The 18,814-nt window shown below is 52.0% G+C and carries 14 protein-coding genes; 8 read left to right on the forward strand and 6 right to left on the reverse strand.

Annotated elements, in window-relative coordinates; translation table 11 throughout:
- Nucleotides 1–20: 20 nt before the first annotated feature.
- On the reverse strand, nt 21–227 hold the full coding sequence (locus AC07WB_RS19870) for a hypothetical protein (RefSeq protein ID WP_494941110.1): 207 nt from the start codon (nt 225–227) through the stop codon (nt 21–23).
- Between the two features lie 381 nt (nt 228–608).
- Here AC07WB_RS19870 and AC07WB_RS19875 point away from each other — a divergent pair, with 381 nt between their 5' ends.
- Nucleotides 609–1,280, forward strand: a complete 672-nt coding sequence (locus AC07WB_RS19875; RefSeq protein WP_494941111.1) for a nucleoside/nucleotide kinase family protein — start codon at nt 609–611, stop codon at nt 1,278–1,280.
- A 77-nt stretch (nt 1,281–1,357) separates the two neighbouring features.
- Here AC07WB_RS19875 and AC07WB_RS19880 read toward each other — a convergent pair whose 3' ends face one another.
- Complete coding sequence (locus AC07WB_RS19880; protein ID WP_494941112.1) at nt 1,358–2,092, reverse strand: SDR family oxidoreductase; 735 nt, start codon at nt 2,090–2,092, stop codon at nt 1,358–1,360.
- Between the two features lie 108 nt (nt 2,093–2,200).
- Here AC07WB_RS19880 and AC07WB_RS19885 point away from each other — a divergent pair, with 108 nt between their 5' ends.
- The gene (locus tag AC07WB_RS19885; RefSeq protein WP_097098260.1) at nt 2,201–3,019 is read left to right on the forward strand and encodes a LysR family transcriptional regulator; all 819 of its coding nucleotides are present in this window, start codon (nt 2,201–2,203) and stop codon (nt 3,017–3,019) included.
- Between the two features lie 172 nt (nt 3,020–3,191).
- Here AC07WB_RS19885 and AC07WB_RS19890 read toward each other — a convergent pair whose 3' ends face one another.
- Entirely contained in the window at nt 3,192–4,115 is a 924-nt protein-coding gene (locus AC07WB_RS19890; protein ID WP_494941113.1) for a LysR family transcriptional regulator, read from the reverse strand.
- 114 nt (nt 4,116–4,229) lie between these two features.
- On the opposite strand from AC07WB_RS19890, the gene AC07WB_RS19895 reads away from it, so the two are divergent.
- From AC07WB_RS19895 to AC07WB_RS19910, 4 genes are all read left to right on the forward strand, one after another.
- Complete coding sequence (locus tag AC07WB_RS19895; protein WP_494941114.1) at nt 4,230–5,381, forward strand: M20 family metallopeptidase; 1,152 nt, start codon at nt 4,230–4,232, stop codon at nt 5,379–5,381.
- Nucleotides 5,369–6,766: a YfcC family protein gene (locus AC07WB_RS19900; protein WP_345830244.1), complete on the forward strand. Its 1,398-nt coding sequence runs from the start codon at nt 5,369–5,371 to the stop codon at nt 6,764–6,766. The genes AC07WB_RS19895 and AC07WB_RS19900 overlap by 13 nt, the downstream gene beginning before the upstream one ends.
- A gap of 219 nt (nt 6,767–6,985) precedes the next feature.
- Complete coding sequence (gene pagP / locus AC07WB_RS19905; protein ID WP_494941115.1) at nt 6,986–7,543, forward strand: lipid IV(A) palmitoyltransferase PagP; 558 nt, start codon at nt 6,986–6,988, stop codon at nt 7,541–7,543.
- Nucleotides 7,533–9,050 carry an alpha/beta hydrolase gene (locus AC07WB_RS19910; protein ID WP_400457252.1) on the forward strand — a complete coding sequence of 506 codons (1,518 nt, stop codon included), beginning with the start codon at nt 7,533–7,535 and terminating at the stop codon, nt 9,048–9,050. The genes pagP and AC07WB_RS19910 overlap by 11 nt, the downstream gene beginning before the upstream one ends.
- On the opposite strand, the gene AC07WB_RS19915 is transcribed toward AC07WB_RS19910, so the two are convergent.
- The 3 genes from AC07WB_RS19915 to AC07WB_RS19925 are packed head-to-tail and all read right to left on the reverse strand — an operon-like array spanning nt 9,037 to nt 14,137.
- Entirely contained in the window at nt 9,037–10,002 is a 966-nt protein-coding gene (locus AC07WB_RS19915; protein WP_494941116.1) for an acyltransferase, read from the reverse strand. The two genes, AC07WB_RS19910 and AC07WB_RS19915, sit on opposite strands and share 14 nt — an antisense overlap.
- Nucleotides 9,999–13,052 carry an efflux RND transporter permease subunit gene (locus AC07WB_RS19920; protein ID WP_494941117.1) on the reverse strand — a complete coding sequence of 1,018 codons (3,054 nt, stop codon included), beginning with the start codon at nt 13,050–13,052 and terminating at the stop codon, nt 9,999–10,001. Before AC07WB_RS19920 ends, AC07WB_RS19915 begins: the two co-directional genes overlap by 4 nt.
- Nucleotides 13,052–14,137 carry an efflux RND transporter periplasmic adaptor subunit gene (locus AC07WB_RS19925; protein WP_494941118.1) on the reverse strand — a complete coding sequence of 362 codons (1,086 nt, stop codon included), beginning with the start codon at nt 14,135–14,137 and terminating at the stop codon, nt 13,052–13,054. The genes AC07WB_RS19920 and AC07WB_RS19925 overlap by 1 nt, the downstream gene beginning before the upstream one ends.
- A 756-nt stretch (nt 14,138–14,893) precedes the next feature.
- Here AC07WB_RS19925 and AC07WB_RS19930 point away from each other — a divergent pair.
- Together AC07WB_RS19930 and AC07WB_RS19935 are read left to right on the forward strand one after the other, a co-directional pair.
- On the forward strand, nt 14,894–17,581 hold the full coding sequence (locus tag AC07WB_RS19930; protein ID WP_494941119.1) for a cation-transporting P-type ATPase: 2,688 nt from the start codon (nt 14,894–14,896) through the stop codon (nt 17,579–17,581).
- A 149-nt stretch (nt 17,582–17,730) separates the two neighbouring features.
- Nucleotides 17,731–18,768 carry an AI-2E family transporter gene (locus AC07WB_RS19935; protein ID WP_494941120.1) on the forward strand — a complete coding sequence of 346 codons (1,038 nt, stop codon included), beginning with the start codon at nt 17,731–17,733 and terminating at the stop codon, nt 18,766–18,768.
- The last annotated feature ends 46 nt before the right edge of the window (nt 18,769–18,814 follow it).

The following is an 18,814-nucleotide window of genomic DNA, read 5'->3' on the forward strand; positions in this document are numbered from 1 at the left end:
CTCTTGGTTATCTGTTGATATCAGCGGGGGAGAGATTCGAGAGAATAATGTTTCACTTTGAGGTGAATGAATGACTGAAGCGATTTCCATGCTGAACGCTCCAGCATCATGGCTTTCATTCCGACACGTGATCGCGCCAGCGCACTCATCAAGCCTGACAGCGACGCTGCAACACTCATGGCGGTGTTAACTGCTACATGATTTTCGTATTTCAATTCATCACCCATGTGTAAACGTAGTGTAACTACGTTTAATATACGTAGGGTTATTACGTTTATCAATAGGAAGGGTGTTCGCCGTATGTCATTGTTGACGAGGTTTTTTCGCTTAACGGGGAATAGATCAATATGAATTACGAAAGTTGATGTAACTTAATAGCTGTTTTTCATAGACATAGATTACAGGCAGCATTGAATAAAGAATCGTTCGGGTAGCACCAGCCTGGGATCAGCGACAGAAAGTTGACGAGAAAGAAGGGGGCGGGCATCAGTGGCTAGGGTCGTTATTCGACCTGTGTACAGTTGCAGTGGATGAAAATTTAATGGTCGTATAGAGCGAAAGGACCAAATACAATAGCGTCGAGTCATGACCGAAAAAGGACCTTACAGATGATAAACAATACACAGCAGTTATTTTCTCTGATTGAAAAAAACATTTCCGCTCTTCATCCTCCGTTTATTATCGGTATCAGCGGAACGTACACTTCTGGTAAAACCCTTTTTTCGGCAGGGCTCGCCCGGTACTTACAGAGTCAGGGAAAGAAAGTTCAGATTATTCATTATGATGATTTTCATCATCCTTTCCCTGCCATACAGTGGACAGATGGAAGTGACGACGAAATAAATGCTTTTTATAATAAGGTCTTCGATAGCGGGAAACTCATTAATGAAGTCCTCATCCCACTGGAAGAAAAAGGTGTACTCAACAAAGAAATTGACTGTATAGATCTCGGCAGCGGTCAGCACACGAAAAAACTTCACCTGGATATTGATGTAAAAACCATCGTTATTCTGGAGGGGGTTTTGCTGTTCCGGGCGCCCATACTGCCTTTTTTAAACTATAAGATTTTTTTGGATATATCGGACAAGGAAATGCTACGACGGGGAACCGTCCGGGATGTGCCGAAATTTGGGCACAGCATTCTCGATTTATACAGAAGTCGATATATTCCTGTTCACCATCGTTACCTGGAAGAGGATTCTCCCAAAGCGATCTCCGACATCGTACTGGATAATACCCACTATGACACCCCGGTAATGTTAAGCTCAGAAATACAATAATTATTTGATGCGTCTTTCTGGATTGTCACAACACCCTATTAGAACAAGGGGCTCTCAAGCCCCTCAAAAAAACCGTTTTAAGCATTCTGCCGCGTCGCGGCTAACACAATTTCCCGAACGCATACGTATTGAGGTTGCGAATAGGCATACTCAATCGCATGAGCCACATCTTCCGCACTCAATACTTTACCGCCCATCTCTTGCTTCCACTGGTTATATCCGGTTTTGATATCATCATTCGTTGTATGGCTTAGCAGCTCGGTTTCAACCGCTCCGGGTGCAATCACAATAACGCGCACGTTATGTGGGGAGAGCTCCTCACGTAAATTTTCTGACATACCATGTACGGCAAATTTGGTTCCAACATAAACAACATGATTTGGGAAAGTCTTACGCCCCGCAACGGAACTGATGTTGATAATGGTGCCCGCTTTACGTTCAATCATGCCCTTAGTAACAGCATGGACGCCATTCAATAGGCCTTTCACATTCACATTAAGCATTTGCTCCCACTCATGTGGGGCCTGATGTTCAACAGTGCCCAGCAGCATCACACCCGCGTTGTTAACCAGCGCATCTACCGGCCCAAACTGCTGCTCAGCTTCATTTACTGCTGCAGTAAATGCATCAATATCAGTGATGTCTACCGCACGGCACAGCGTATTGGGCAAGTTTAAGGCGCTCATACGGTCAACACGGCGTGCCAGCAGCAGCAGCGCATGGCCGCGAGCAGACAACAACTTAGCGGTGGCCAACCCGATACCAGAACTCGCTCCAGTAATAACAACTAAAGCTTTGGCTGAATTGCTCATCAACATTCCTCATAAATAAAAATGATAGCTTAATGGTGGGCATCACTTTAAATTGGCGTAATTTTGATGAAAAATCGTTTATTTCTTTTACAGGCATAAAATTTAATTATGGATAAGCGACAGCTGACAGCTTTCCTTTGTGTGTTTGAAGAACGCAATATTACCCGGGCGGCAGCAGAGCTAAGTCTGACCCAACCCGCACTCTCCGCTACCATCAAAGCTCTTGAAGAAGAGTTAGGTACGCAGTTATTCGTGCGTAAACCACGTGGAGTGGAGGTGACCGAAGACGCACGAGTCCTTTATCCTCACGCCCGACGAATGATGGGCGAAATGAGTGCGTTAACCGCTCGATTCCGCAAAAAGCATGATAAGTTTCCGCTCAGTTTAGGTATTGAACAGGATATTGCCTCATCCCAACTGATCACCCTGCTGGAACGAATCAATCATAATTTGCCAGATGTGTTATTAACGCTGACGCCTGGATGTAGCGGCGATATCCGCCTGGGCTGCGAAGGGCAGCTTTGCGAAGACGAACTCTTTATTCCACTGTTTGATGAGCGCTATGTGCTGGCTTTTCCACTCAATCACCCGATGAGTCAAATCACCGAATTAACCGCTAAGCAGCTCAACGATCAACCTTGGGTGATGTCTCCGGAGCACGAATCCCATCAGCGTTTCCTGCCGCTATATGGCACTTCTGGCAATTTTCCTCGTGCTAACGCGGGAAGTTTCACGTTAGCACTGAACCTGGTTGCCGCGGGTGTTGGCTTAACTATCGCTCCGGTTTCATTAGTTGAAGAGCAGTGTAATGTGGCTTTTCGTTCACTTCCCGGTTATCCACTCATGCGCCGAACCGGAATTTGCTATGCGATGCATACGCAGCTAAATCCAATAATTGAACAATTACTGGCTAACGTCAGTGAATAAAGTGATTGATTAGAGGTAACGACATCATATCCAGTAGATCGTAGATAACTTCGGCGTTATCACCTCTACCGGGACGTGAAATGACGAAAATTCATTGGGTGTCATCAAAAATTATGAGCGTAACCTGGGGTTATCGTGTTCCCCATCGCAGTTGGTTAGCGAGGAATGAACCTCAAGCTTCATCCTCTAATGAAGCCGTAAAGAACTGGCACAGCAGCTGCCAAAGGTAATGCGCGGCAGGCGTCAAACGGTGATCGGCGCTGCGCAGCAGATGACACTGACTTTCTTTGGCGATGCGATGATCAATGGGAACAGCCACCAGTTCGCCGCGTTGCAGCGGTGCTTTCACCGATTGAGCAGTCATAAATGAGATGCCTAAACCGGCCTGCGTAAGCGCAATGGCGCTGGAAAACAGATTGCAACAGTAGGAAGGCGTAAAAATAATCCCTTCACTTTTGAAGATGGCGTTGATGTAACGCTGCAAACCAAACTTTTCATCCATGGCAATTAAACGATGCTGGGTTAATTGGCTGGCGCTGACGGCTGTAAGCCCTGCCAGCGGATGATCCGGCGGCACGATGGCGCAAATAGGGCCGCGCTGAAAACTCAGGCATTTCACGCCCGGCGGTCCCGCTGGGCCGAAGCTCACCGCCATATCCACTTCTCCTTTTGCTATCAGCATCACCGTGGTTTGCATATCGCCTGACATGATGTTCACAAACACGCCAGGGTAGGCGAGAGAAAATGCCTGCACCACATGCCTGACGACATCGTCCACCATGCCTTGTCCGACGCGCAGGTTAATTGAGCCGCCGCGCATATGACGCAAATCCTGCAGCTGACGCTCCAGCATCTTACGGCGCTGGCTGGTTTGGGCGAAATCCTCCGCCAGCATTTTGCCCGCTTCGGTCAACACCACGTTGCGTCCGCGCCGCTCCAGCAGCGGCAGTTGCAGGCTGCGTTCCAAAGATGAAAGCTGCCGGCTAATCACTGAGGGATTGATTCCCAGCGCATCTGCCGCGCGGCGAATACCGCCATGCAATCCAACTTCATACAAATAGCTTATGGATTTCTCAGGATAAGTGGACAACGTCATACTTTTTGCCAATCTGTTGCTCTCAGAGCAACAATATTAACATTTACTCCTCATTTTTTAACGTCAATATTTCTGCGCATACTGGCTGTGACACTAAGACAGATGGGTAATAACATGAAAAATATAAAAGATTATTTGCAGCACCATGCCGATGAAATTCTGGGAGACATCAAACGTCTGGTGGCGGCGGAATCGCCTTCGCACGACAAACTGGCGGTTGACGAGTGTGGTGAAGTGTTGCAAAGCCTGTTTCAGCAACGGTTAGGCATTAGCGCTAGCGTGTCGCGGCAGCAGAAGTACGGCAATCACCTCAAATTCACCTTGGGCGATAGCGGGCCGCAAACGACTATCATCGGCCATTTCGATACCGTCTGGGATCGGGGCGAACTGACGCTACGCGAAGAAGAGGGCAAGTTATTCGGGCCAGGCGTACTGGATATGAAAGCCGGGCTGGTCCAGGCGATTTGGGCAGTGCGCGCCTTGCAGTCGCTGGATCAGCTGGTGGGCAAACGCATTGTTTTCCTGTGTAACAGCGATGAGGAGTTAGGCAGCCCGAGCTCCAGCGACTGGCTGGCGCAACATGCGCCGGGAGCCGATCAGGTTTTAGTGGTTGAGCCTGCCGTGGCGGGCAGCGGGGCGCTGAAAGTGGCGCGCAAAGGCACCGGACGTTATGACATCACCATCGCCGGGCAAGCTGCCCACGCCGGCAATAATCCGGAAGAGGGCGTGAGTGCAATTCAGGAGATGGCCCAGCAAATTCTGGTGCTGCATGCCCTGAATGCGCCAGAGCGCGGCACCACGGTCAATGTCGGCATCGCCAACGGCGGCGGTCGCATCAATGTGGTGGCGGATTACGCGCAACTCGGTATTGATACGCGCGTCACGTGCGAAGAAGAGGCACAGCGCATTGATGCGGCCATCAATCAACTTCAGCCATTTAGCGCGGGGATTGGTTTACGCATCAGCGGTGGACAGAAACGTCCGCCGATGCGCCAGACGCCCGCCTCGCTGCTGCTGTTAACGCGCGCCCAACGGGTGGCACAGGCACTGGGCTTTTCGCTGGAAGGAAAATCGGTCGGCGGCGGCAGCGACGGCAATTTTACGGCGGCTTTGGGATTACCGACGCTGGACGGTCTCGGCGCAACCGGTGCGGGCATCCACGCACGTCATGAGCACATTATTATTGCTGACATCGTCCCGCGCGCAGCGTTAGTGGCAGGCATGATCCTCGCAGACAGTGAGGAGGCCACGCCATGTCACAACTAAACATTCAGCAGGCCAGCAGCGCAGCGCCCGTGCAGGAAAGCGGGCAGAGTCCTTATCTTTTGCTGTTTATCATTTTGGTTCTGGCGGCGGTAGCAACATGGCTGATTCCGGCCGGCGTCTTTGATTTCGTCACGCGTGACGGGATCAAATTTGCCGTAAAAGACAGTTTGCATGCGGTACCGCAAAGCGGGGTTTATCCGCTGGAAATCTTTACGGCGATTGCCAAAGGGATGGTGAAGTCCGCACCGATTATCTTTCTGATTCTATTTACCGGTGGCGTGCTAGCGGTGGTTGAGGAAACGGGTGCCATCGCCACGGCGTTGAATTCCCTGTCGCGCAGCACGCGCCTCAGTGACACGCGCATGGTGCTGATTTTCGGCACTATCTTTGCCTTGTTAGGCACTACCGGTGTCGTGGTCAACGCGGTGGTGGCGTTTGTGCCCATTGGCCTGCTGGTGGCGCGTTCAATGGGGTTGCCGCCAATTTTGGGCGCGTCGCTGGTTTACCTCACCTGCGCGGCGGGTTTCAACGTGGCAATCCTCAACCCGGCAACCACCGGTTTAACTCAGCATCTGGCACAGCTGCCGTTGTTCTCAGGCATGCTACTTCGCGGTATTACCTGTTTGCTGTTTGTCGTCAGCGCGATTGCTTACCTGATCTGGTCAATCCGTCGCGCGCGTCAGGATGGGTATCTGCGGCCAAAACAGGCGCAGGGCGCTGAGCAAACGGCGAAGGTTACGGGTCGTCATAAGCTCATTTTAAGTACGGTCGCGCTGTCGCTGCTGCTGTTCATTAGCGGGGCGGTGAAGTTTCACTGGGGCACCAGTGAGATGTCGGCGATGTTTATCTTACTCTCAATTGCCGTGGGGTTGATGGGGCGCATGTCGGGTTCGGATATCGCCAACACCTTCCTCAGCGGTTGTTCGAAGCTGGTGAAGGGCGGGTTTATCGTCGGCATGGCAGCCTCGATTTCGCTGGTGCTGCAGCAGGGCAACGTGCTGGACCCGATTGTCGGTTTTCTGTCTGATTTGCTGGCGCCTATTCCGCCAACCGCAGCAGCGATTGGCATGTTTATCAGTGCCGCCTTAATGCACTTCGGCATCTCTTCCGGTTCCGGCGAGTCTGCTTTGCTGATTCCCATCTTCTCACCGCTCGGCGATAACCTTGGTTTGACGCGTCAGGTAATGGTGCAGACGGTGCTGCTGGGTGAAGGCATCGTAAACTGCATGAGCCCTACATCAGGCGTGCTGATGGCGGTTTTGGCCACGGCGAACGTGTCGTTTGGCAAATGGCTGCGTTTTGTTGCGCCGGTCATCGCCGTGTGGTTTGTTATCTGCGTAGTGATGCTGCTGATTGGCGTGGCGATAAACTGGGGACCGTTCTGATATAAAACCAGGAAGCGCGAAAGGGCTTCCTGGCCGCTTCTGATACGTTTATAAAACGGATTTTATCGGCCCATAGCCATGGGCATTTGGCCCGTCAGAAATTTCCTATAGCAATAACAAGCAACTATAATCTACCCGGTTAAGTGGCTTGATCTGCTCTCTTAGCACGTCAGCTTTTCCACCCCCTTTTCATGTCGATGAATTTCAGAGGCATAAACTATGCGAAGTCTTCAGGCGACCTGGTCTCTTATCTTGATTCTGAATGTCTTTCCTGCCAGCGCGGCTGGCACGCTGAGTGATGGCTGGGAATGGCTCAAGCAGGACGTTTCTCAAACCTGGCAGGAACCGCAGTATTACGATCTCTATTTGCCCTTTATTAGCTGGCACGCGCGCTTCGCTTACGATAAAGAGAAAACGGACAACTATAATGAAACGCCGTGGGGCGGTGGCTTCGGCGTTTCACGCATCAATGAAGAGGGTAACTGGAGCGCGCTCTATGCGATGGCATTTAAAGATTCGCATAATGAATGGCAGCCGATTGTTGGCTATGGTTGGGAGAAAGGGTGGTATCTGGACCAGCAGCGCGATTTTCGTCTCGGTCTGGGGCTAACCGCTGGCATTACGGCACGGGATGATTTCGCCAATTATGTCCCGCTGCCCATTGTCCTGCCGCTGTTCTCTGCGGGCTATAAACGCCTCAATGTGCAGTTCACTTACATTCCCGGCACCTACAATAACGGCAACGTGCTGTTCGCCTGGTTACGCTATGCGTTCTGATGCCGCTAACGCACTGTACAAAGATAAAATTGGCAAACTCCTTAAGCGAACAGCCGTGGGCGTGTTGGTTTTACTCATCGTGTTTCTGGGGATTCGCGGTTATCAATCCGAGCAGGGGCCGCCATTGCACCGCTGGCATACCTGGGCCGCACATGAAATGGCGAAAGATGAGATTGATCGCGCCAGCTTCGCTGATTATCTGGCGCGAGAAGATGCCATTTTCCATGACATGAAAGTCAATGTAACCGATCAACTCAGTGATGAGGATAAAACGCCGCTTAACCGCTTTAACCAACACAGTTCAGTTTATCCAGCTCGGTTTGATACCGACTGGAATCGCTCTTTTATCCTTGAACCAGAAGGTGAGGTGAAAGGTGCTGTGGTATTGCTGCATGGATTAACCGATTCGCCCTACAGTATGCGTTATCTGGCGCAGGCCTATCAGCAAAAGGGCTTTGTAGCGGTGGTGCCGCGCTTGCCCGGTCACGGCACGGCACCCGGCTCGCTCACTAAAGTCGACTGGCAAATGTGGATGGCGGTGACCCGCTTAGCGGTGCGCGAAGCCACGCGCCTGGCGGGAAACAATGTGCCCTTGCATCTGGTTGGCTACTCCAACGGCGGCGCATTAGCCGTGAAGTACAGCCTCGATAGCCTGCAAAATAACGCGCTGCGTAAACCGCAGCAGATCGTGCTGCTGTCGCCGATGATAGGCGTCACCGCCTATGCGCGATTTGCCGGATTAGCAGGCTGGCCAGCTGCCATTCCAGGATTCGCCAAAGCCGCCTGGCTGAGTATCGTTCCGGAATATAATCCCTTTAAATACAACTCATTTCCTGTGCGCGCCGCGCGTCAATCCTGGCTACTAACCCAGGCCATGCAGGATCAAATGCTGCACATCATACGCAGCGGAACAATGCAGGCATTTCCACCGGTGCTGACCTTCCAGTCCGTGCTGGATTCCACCGTCAGCACCCGCGCGGTCGTGAATGCGTTTTATCGCTATTTACCGGATAACGGCAGCGAGCTGGTGATGTTCGACATTAATCAGGCGGCAAACCTACGCGCGCTCTTCAGACCCGCACTGTATTCGGCAGCAAACAGTTTATTGCCCCCGGCACCGCGTCGCTACACATCCACGGTGATCACCAATGCGTCGCCCAATACCTATGACACCGTGGCGCGTATTACCCCGGCTGAAGAAACTCAAGAGAGAGTGCGTTCATTGCATGCGGCGTGGCCGCAGGATACGTATTCTCTATCGCATATTGCGCTGCCATTTCCGCTTAGCGATTCGTTGTATGGTCGCGAACCGAGCGAAAGGAACCGTTATGGCATTAGCTTTGGCACCATTTCACTGCGTGGCGAAACCGCCAGCCTGATAGTTGGGCTTGATACCCTGATGCGCAATACATCCAATCCGTTTTTTGATTTTATGATGCTGCAGATAAAAGGGCGCATCGATTGCAGCAGCCAGGCTGATGTTCAACCCTGCCTTAAAGCGTTATGACTTGTTTCAACCAGCCGCTGGCGAGAATCAGCCGCGACAGCAACACCGAGGCGGCAAAGGTGACCACAATCAGCGTCAGCTTGGTGGCTAAGGAGGTAATCGGAATCAGCGCTGTCACCAGGTGGAATACCGAATAATGCAGGATGTAGACTCCGGTCATGGTTTTGCTAATGGTCCCCAGCAGGGCTTCTTTTATGGCCGCATTGCGGCGAAAGCGCACCTCGCTGGCGGCAATGACCAGCGCCACCACCAGCAGATAGATTTGCGATCCGGTCAGGATGAAGGCATTGCGATCGGCTTTAAACAGCGCAAAGAAGAAGTGCTGCTCGTAAAACCAGGTGAAAAGATAAATAACGGGCAGGGCGATAATCGCGCCGCGCGCCACCTTTTTGCGCGCCATCCAGTCGGCAATTAGCGCATCGCCCAGCAGCTGGCCGGTTAAGTAAAACAGCAGCCACGTCCAGAGGCGATACTGCGGTTCCAGACTAAAGAGGTGCTCATCAGGATACAAAACCGAGAGCAGGTCGTAGCCGTAAGAAAAGACCAGCAGGCTAAACACCAGCCCACAGAACAGCAGCCGATGCCGGCTAAGCCAGAGCAGCAGCGGATGAAAACTGTAGATAATAATGAATGAGAAAACGAACCACGGTTGAATCAAATAGCCGCGCTGATAAGGTTCCCACAGGTAATAGATCGTCATCCAGAAGAGAAACACGATCACCACATTTCTGATCTTTCCTATCTGCCAGTGCACATCCTGCTCGGTGCGCGCATCCATAATCCCGGCGACGACAAAAAACAGCGGCGTAGCAATGGTGGAAATAAAGGTAAGAAACGCCAGAATCCAGTGGTAATCATAATCGTAGCGATCCCAGGTGTTGTACAGGGTGAAGAACGTCACTGCCGCCATGCAACCCAGGGTTTTGATGACATTGAGCCCGGTATTATTCATGACGCGGTTTGGCGATGGAAGCAGGCATAGATCACCGGCAGAACCAGCAGCGTCAGAACGGTTGCAAAGCCCAGGCCGAACATAATCACCACCGCCATGCTTTGGAAAAATACATCACGCAGCAGCGGCGCGAGTCCCAGCACGGTAGTGAAAGCCGTGAGCAAAATCGGGCGCAAACGCGAGGTGGCGGCGTAGAGGATCGCTTCTCCCTGCGGCTTCAACAGCTTCTGTTGTTCAATCTCCTCAACCAGCACAATTCCGTTACGGATCAACATGCCACTCAGGCTTAACAGGCCAATAAGGGCCATAAAACCAAACGGAATGCCGGTGATCAAGAAACCGGGCGTGACACCGATTAGCGCCAGCGGCACCGTCAGCCAGATGGCAACGGCATTCTTCAGTGAGCTGAACATCAACACGGTAATGACGAACATCACCAGATACCCCAGCGGCAGCGAGGTAAACACTCCTTGCTGCGCCTCACTGGAACTTTCGGCATCGCCTCCCCATTCGATGCTGTATCCGTGCGGCAGCGGGATGTGATCAATCAGCGGCTTTACGCGCGCCAGAATATCACCGGACGTATCGTTGCTGAGCGGATTCGGGTCGGTCTGAACCGTCAGCACCCGGCTGCGATCGCGGCGCAGAATCAGCGGATCTTCCCATTGCAAGCTGAAGCCGCTTACAACATTACTGAGCGGAATATACTGCTGCTGGCTCTGGCTCCACACCAGCACATTATTCAGATGATTGGCGTCCTGCCGCTCGCTGGCCGGTGGCCGCACCATTACCGGCAGCAAATCGGCGCCTTCACGATAAAGCCCCACGCGGCTGCCTGAGAAATTCATCTCCAGCGCGTTATCAACATCCTGTTTATCCACGCCTAACTCACGACCAAGCGCCAGATTGTACTGCGGGCGAATAACTTTGCTGCGGTTTTGCCAATCATTCCGCACGCTATCAGTGGCGGAATCCTGAGTCAGGATGGCATCAACCTGGCTGGCAATCAGCCGCATTCTGTCGGGATCGGGTCCCTTAATACGCACCTCGATCGCGCTGCCGCCGGAAGGGCCAAACATCACCCGTTTGGTGCTGGCGTTCACCTGCGGATACTGGCGTGCAATGTAGCTGTCAATACGCCGGGTAAGGGCGGCGATATTGCGCTGATCGTCCATGCGCACCATGATCTGCGCGTAATTGCTGTACTGGCGCTGCCCGTTGTAAGTGAGAATAAAGCGCATGCTGCCCTGACCAATGGTGGTTACCGTCGAGATCACGCCCTGCTGGCCGGTAATCGATTTCTCAATTTCGCTGGCCATGTTTTCAGTAGATTTGATGTCGGTGCCGTAAGGTAACCAGAGATCGACAAAGAAGATCGGCGTATTGGCAGACGGAAAGAAATTTTGCCGTACCGAGCCGAATCCCCAAATTGCTAACGCCAGCAGCACCGCCATCAGAGAAAGCGTGAGGGTTTTCTGCGTGAGCAGCACCTGCAACACCCGCTGATAAAGCCGATAAAAGCCACCCTCATAAGGTGAGACACTGACCGCGGCGGCGGCTGACGCCTGCGCGTTAAACAGCCACCATTTGATCAGTACCGGTGTGATAGTGAGGGCGCAAAACCAGCTCAGCAGCAGGGAAATCAGCAACACCTGAAACAGCGATTTGCAGTATTCACCGGTAGAATCCTGCGATAATCCGATGGGGGCAAATGCCAGAATGGCGATGATTGTCGCTCCCAAGAGGGGGAAGGCGGTGCGGCGAATAACGAAGTTGATGGTGGTCATGAGGGGCGAGTTTTGCTGGCGCGCCATCAGCACGCCTTCGACAATCACAATGGCATTATCCACCAGCATACTGAGGGCGATGATGAGCGCGCCCAGCGAGATACGCTGTAGCTCAATACCGCACAGATACATGATCAGCAGCGTGCCCAGCACATTCAGCGCCAGTGAAAGGGCAATAATTATGCCGCTGCGCACGCCCATAAAAATCAGCAGCACGCCGACCACAATCGCTAATGCCATGAGGAAATTAGCAATAAAGCCATTCACGGAGTGCGCCACTTCCGCAGCCTGATCGTAAAACACATTGAGTTGGATGCCCGCTGGCTTTTCTGCCGACATCTGCTGCAGTTTGGCCTCCAGCGCACGACCAACGTCAATCACGTTTACCCCAGGGATAAACGAAATTCCCATGGTCACCGCCGGACGTCCGCTCGCGTGGTAGATGCTGGAGGGCGAATCGCTCAGCCCACGCGAGAGCGTAGCGATATCGCGTAATCGGGTGGTGGCGTGGTCGCCCGGCGGGCTCACCAGCAGATTGCTTAACTCTTCGATGTTTTGAAACTCACCGGTGGGATGCAGGCGGATAGATTCCGTCCCGGCTTTGATCTCTCCCGCGCTTGAAACCACATTCAGGCGGCTCAGCACGCTGGCAAGTTGCGGCAGGGTGATGCCGCGCGCAGCCATCATCGTCAGCGAAACATCGACGTTAATTTGCTGTGGGATCACTCCGCCGAGCGCCACTTTCCCCACGCCCGGAACCAGCACCAGTTCACGACGCAGCTGCTCCGCGTACTGCACTAACTCCGGATTACTGAAGTTATCGCCTGAAATCGTGAAGAAAAAACCGAAGACATCGCCGAAATCATCATTAACGAAAGGTGCAGCAACGCCGGGAGGAAAGAAACGCGCCGCGTCGCCCACTCTGCGCCGCAGTTCATCCCATATTTGCGGCAATTCGCGGGAATGGTAGCGTGAGGCAATGTTCACTGTAATCTGTGACAGCCCATTAGATGAGATCGAACTGACGTTGTCCAGATACGGCAACTGCTGCAGCGCGTTCTCCAGTGGCAAAGTGACTTCCTCTTCCACCTGCTGAGCGGAGGCACCGGGATAATGCGTAACCACCACCGCGGTTTTAATGGTAAACGCGGGATCTTCGAGGCGACCAATATTGAGCAGGGCAAAAATACCGCCGACGCCCAGTAACAAAATCGCCAGCCAGACGCGCACCGGATTATCGATAAACTGCCGGGAGATATCCATTACAACCCCCGCTCACGCGTCCAGATGCGCACCGGCTGCTGGGCATGCAGTTCATTCACCCCGGCGGCGACCACGCGTTCCCCTGCCTGAAGTCCGGCGGTAATCACCACGCCGCGATCGGTCACTGCACCGACGCTGACTTTTCGATCCTCCACGTGCAGCCGATCGCCGCTGCCCTGCACAACCCATACGTGGGGTTCGTTACGCTGGCTGTTATCCGGATTGAACACGGCTTCAACAGGTACTACGAGGAATTCACGATCCACATTGGCTGGCAAATTGGCGAGATTAATCGTTACCGTGCCGCTCACTCCGCCTACTGCAGGAAAATCTGCTGGGCGCGGCATAGTCAAAATAATTTGCCATGTCAGGGTGTTACTGCTGCTGCTGCCGGTGTGTTCCTTGTATTCTGCCTGGAATTCACGATCCGGCAGGCTATTAATGCGCACCACGGGTCGATAAGTCATGTTGCGCATATCTAACGCGGTAAACAGGTTCTCCGGCACGCTAAACACCACGTCGAGTAGATCGGTGCGGGTGAGGGTGGCGATGGTTTGACCGGCGGCAACCACCTGATGATTGCGAACATTAACCGTAGCGGCAATACCGCTAAAGGGCGCGGTCAGCGTCATTTGACCCAACTCTTCGCGCGCGATTTGTAGCGCTGCATTGGCGGCATCCCGATTGGCACGCTGCACGTCCATCTCTGCCTGCGAAATTGCCTGCCGGCCTGAAAGCGTTTGAAAACGGGCAAACTGGCGCTGGGCAAGCGTGGCGGCAGTTTGTCGTTCATTAACGCGTTGCTGGGCTTCGCGTGCGATTAATCTGGCGATTTGCTGCCCCTGCACCACGCGGGTTCCCTGACGAATATCCAATGACTCAATCTGCCCTCCACGCTTAAATGACACCTCTGTGGAATCGCCAGACTCAATGCGAGCCGGAAATATGCGCTGTTGCGATGCGCCGGAAGCCATAACGTCAAACACTTTAACCATGCGCGGTGGCGGAGCGACTTCCTGCTTTTTTTGATCGCAAGCGGTTGTTATAAAAATAACAATGGCAAGCAGAGTAAAATAACGCGTCACTGTATTACCCTCAGAAATAATGCGTTAATTATCAACTTTATTATTAGTGGCTTATTAGTTTCCCAACATCGAAACCACCGCGTAGGTAAATAAGCCAACGGCAGAGCATGTGATAATCGCCAGGACAACATACAGGCTGATACGAAAAAGGCTGTAGACAGGCATAGCTGCCTCCATTAACCAGGGCCGCAGTAAAACGGCGTCATCGCTATAAACGGGAAAGGGTTCAATGAGATATTTTGTTATGGATGAGCATAGACCGATAAGTCAAAAAAAGTAAAGGGAGATGATTTGTAATATTTTTATTGAAATCAATAAAACAAAAATCCACAAAATGATATTTTTATAGTTATTAAATCCAAGTGGCTAGAGTTTTGTATCGCCATAATGTTTTCATAATAGACGTTGAAACTCTAGCATTACAATGAATTTACTCTGATTTTTTTATTATCTATTGCGATGTGAAGGGCGCGAATAAGTTTCGCGCTCACATTGCTTATTTCTTTTGCTAAATGAATGCGCTGAATTTACCTGTGCTACGTTTATAGCGTTCATTTTTCAAATTTATAGCGTTGGCCTTACAGCATTTTTAGCTGCTCAGCTTAGGGCTGGCAGCCATTAATTACCTATTTTTCAATCCTGAGCGCGCCTCTTTCCAGCCTGGAATAATGAGTCTGCGCTTTTCGTTTAATGGCAATCTGTGCATAACCGGATATCACCGCCTTGATTTCCGAAACAGGATTTGAGGAGAAAGCGATGAATACAGCTAAACCGGAAAGTACCTATTATCAGCTTTCTGTCGATGAAGCGCTGACGCATACCGGCAGTTCAACCGAGGGGATAAGTGGTTCCGAAGCGGAAGCAAGATTAAAGCAGTATGGAGAAAATGCGCTTCCTCAAAAGCCCGGCAAGCCAGCCTGGCTGCGCTTTTTGGCCCATTTTAACGATGTTTTAATCTATGTATTGCTGGCGGCCGCGGTCCTGACGGCGGTGATGGGCCACTGGGTGGATACGCTGGTGATCCTCGGTGTTGCGGTAGTGAACGCCCTGATTGGTCACATTCAGGAGAGCAACGCGGAAAAATCCCTGCAGAGCATTCGCAATATGCTTTCCAGTGAAACGGTGGTTATCCGCGCTGGTCATCACGAGACGCTGGCAACCACCGCATTGGTACCCGGCGATGTGGTGGTTATCCGCGCAGGCGATCGCATCCCGGCTGATCTGCGCGTTATCGAAGCCCATAATCTGCGGGTTGAAGAAGCGATTCTTACCGGCGAATCCACAGTCGTTGAGAAGGGTACAGAGGCCCTGAGTGGAGAACTGCCGCTGGGCGATCGCACGAATTTGCTGTTCTCCGGCACCACCGTGAGTTCGGGGGGCGGAAAAGGGCTGGTGGTGGCGACCGGCGGCGCAACAGAACTGGGCCACATCAACCAGATGATGTCCGATATCGAGAAGCATCGCACCCCGCTACTCGTGCAAATGGACAAACTGGGTAAAGCCATTTTCCTGATTATTCTGGCGATGATGGCAGCCTTGTTTGTCTTCAGTGTGTTGTTCCGCGATATGCCGGTTTCCGAGCTCATGCTTTCACTGATTAGCCTTGCCGTTGCCTCGGTTCCCGAGGGATTACCCGCCATTATCTCCATCATTCTTTCCCTGGGTGTGCAAACCATGGCCCGGCAGCAGGCGATCATTCGTAAATTGCCCACCGTGGAAACCTTGGGGGCGATGACCGTAATCTGCTCGGATAAAACCGGCACGCTGACCATGAATGAAATGACCGTAAAGGCCATTATCACCGCCGATCAGATTTACCGCGTGGAGGGCGTAAGCTATGAACCGGTGGGGGCCATTCATAAAGCTGACGATGCTGCACCTGTGACGATTATCCAAGGGTCGCTGCTGGAGCGCTATCTGCGCACCATTGATTTGTGTAATGACAGCCAGCTGATTAAAGATGAGAACGGGCTATGGAAGATCACTGGCGGCCCCACCGAAGGCGCGCTGAAGGTGCTGGCGGCAAAAGGGCAGCTACCGTCGGTGATCACGGAGCTGCGCAGTAAGATTCCTTTTGATTCGCAATACAAATATATGTCTACCCACTATCGCATTGGTGAAGAGGAGTGTGTGCTGCTCACCGGAGCACCCGATGTGTTATTCAGGCATTGCCAGCAGCAGCAGACGGAAACCGGTCTGCAGCCACTCGACCTCGCCTGGTGGGAGGCCAAAATTGAAGAGTATGCGCGCGAAGGATTACGCATGGTGGCAGCGGCCTGGAAACCCGCCACGCCAGGACAAAGTGAAATAACCCATCAGGATCTGCATCACGGCATGATTTTGCTGGGGATTGCCGGAATGATGGATCCCCCGCGGCCGGAAGCCATCACCGCAATTGGCGACTGCCTGCAAGCCGGGATTCGCGTCAAAATGATCACCGGTGACCACCCGCAAACGGCCATGAGTATTGGTCAGATGTTGGGTATTGGTAACGCCGCGAGCGCCATTACCGGACGTGAACTGGAAGTGATGGACGATCATCAACTCAGTGAAGCGGCGCAATCTTATGACATCTTTGCCCGTACCAGCCCCGAGGATAAGTTCCGCCTGGTGCAGGCGCTGCAGAGCAAAAAAGAGGTCGTCGGGATGACCGGCGATGGCGTGAATGATGCGCCTGCATTGAAGCAGGCAGATGTCGGCATCGCCATGGGAATCAAAGGTACCGAAGTCACTAAAGAAGCCGCGGACATGGTGCTGACAGACGATAACTTTGCCACCATCGCTAGCGCCGTCAGAGAAGGGCGGCGGGTTTATGATAACCTGAAAAAAACCATTCTCTTTATTATGCCGACGAACCTCGCGCAGGGGTTACTGATCATCATTGCACTGCTGGCAGGGAATTTAATTCCGCTCACACCGGTATTAATTCTGTGGATGAACATGGCTACCTCCGCCACGCTCTCCTTCGGCCTGGCCTTTGAGGCTGGAGAGCAAAATATTATGCGACGCCCGCCGCGCGATCCTAAGCTGCATGTGATGGATGGATTTGCCATCTGGCGAGTCATTTTTGTCGGTTCAATGATTGCCATCAGCGCCTTTGTGCTGGAAGCATGGTTACAACCGCGCGGCTATTCGCCCGAGTTTATTCGCACCGTGTTATTGCAGACGCTGGTGACGGCTCAGTGGTTCTATATGCTGAACTGCCGCGTCTCCGACGGTTTTTCATTAAGCAAAGGTTTGCTGCTGAATAAAGGCATCTGGATTGTGAGTGCGGTACTGCTGGTGCTGCAACTGTTGATTATCTATGCACCCTTTATGCAACTGCTGTTTGGTACTACCGCGCTGCCTTTCCGTTATTGGGTTATTACCCTACTCATCGGCTTCGTGATGTTTTTGATAGTGGAAATTGAGAAACCCCTCACAAGGCGATTCAGAACCCGGTAATTGCGGAGATAGCAGAGGATGACATCCAGGCCAGCAATCATCGGGTCTGGATGTCGGGAATATCATCGTTCTCCAAGACGTGTTAAAGAGGGTTCGGCGGATAGATTTTTCTCTATAATATCCGTGGTATTTGCTAAAGGATCTTCAAGATGGGACTGAATGGATTTTCTTTTTGGCCGATGTTTTTGCGCGTGCTATTCATTCTTGCCACGCTGACCATTATTCTCACCGGCATTTATCTCGCCTCCCCGCTAATTAGTCAGGTGTTACTCTCTCTTTTCCTGGCGATCATGCTTGATCCTCTCATTAATCAACTCGAGCGAAAGCGCGTGCCACGCGTGGTCTCATCACTGCTGGTGATTGTTTTACTGCTGCTGGTGATTGTCTTGACCATCATCAAACTCACTGTTTTAACGCCCGATCTTATACAGCTGAGCCGCCAGGCGCCGCAGCTACTGGCCGATCGCTTCGAACCCATTACCCAGGCTTTTGGCCATTTGGGTATTGTCCTGACGCCCAACGATATGCTGGCCTTTATTGATGCCGGTGAAGTGGTGCGTTTTGTTACCGGGTTTCTCACGCAAATACCCAGCATCCTTTCCTGGTGGCTGATGGTATTTCTGATGCTGTTTTTTATGCTCTACGAAATGAAGAACCTAAAACTCGCGCTACATAAACGCGCCGCGGATAAATATCAGCCCTATTACATTGCGCTTGAACAGGGCATTCAAAGCGTGATCGTTTATGCGCAGGTCAAAACCCTCACCAGTATTCTCGGTGGCATTGTTGTCTGGGCTGGCGCGCACTTTCTCGGACTTAAATTCGCTTTCTTCTGGGGCGTACTGATGTTTGTGTTTAACTATATTCCGGTGCTGGGATCGTTTATGGCAGCGATCCCACCGGTTCTGCAAAGTTATATGCTGTTTGATATTCAAACCGCGGTGATAGTGGCGCTGTTCTTTGTCGCTCTGAATTTACTACTCAGTTCAGTCATTGAGCCGTTGTTATTAGGCAAGCGTTTGAATATGGCGCTAACTACGCAACTGCTGGCATTCCTGATCTGGCAATCGCTGCTCGGCATCATTGGCGCGATTTTGGCCATTCCGCTAACCTTTTTGCTGAAAAAAATGTGGCTGGCGAGTTACGCTCAGCAACAGGTGAATGAAGCCCGCAATAATGCAGAATAAAACCCTGAAGCTGTAGGCAGTTTGCACATTATTGTTGAATGCTAAA

Source organism: Pantoea sp. GW821-FHT03E06 (assembly GCF_059420725.1).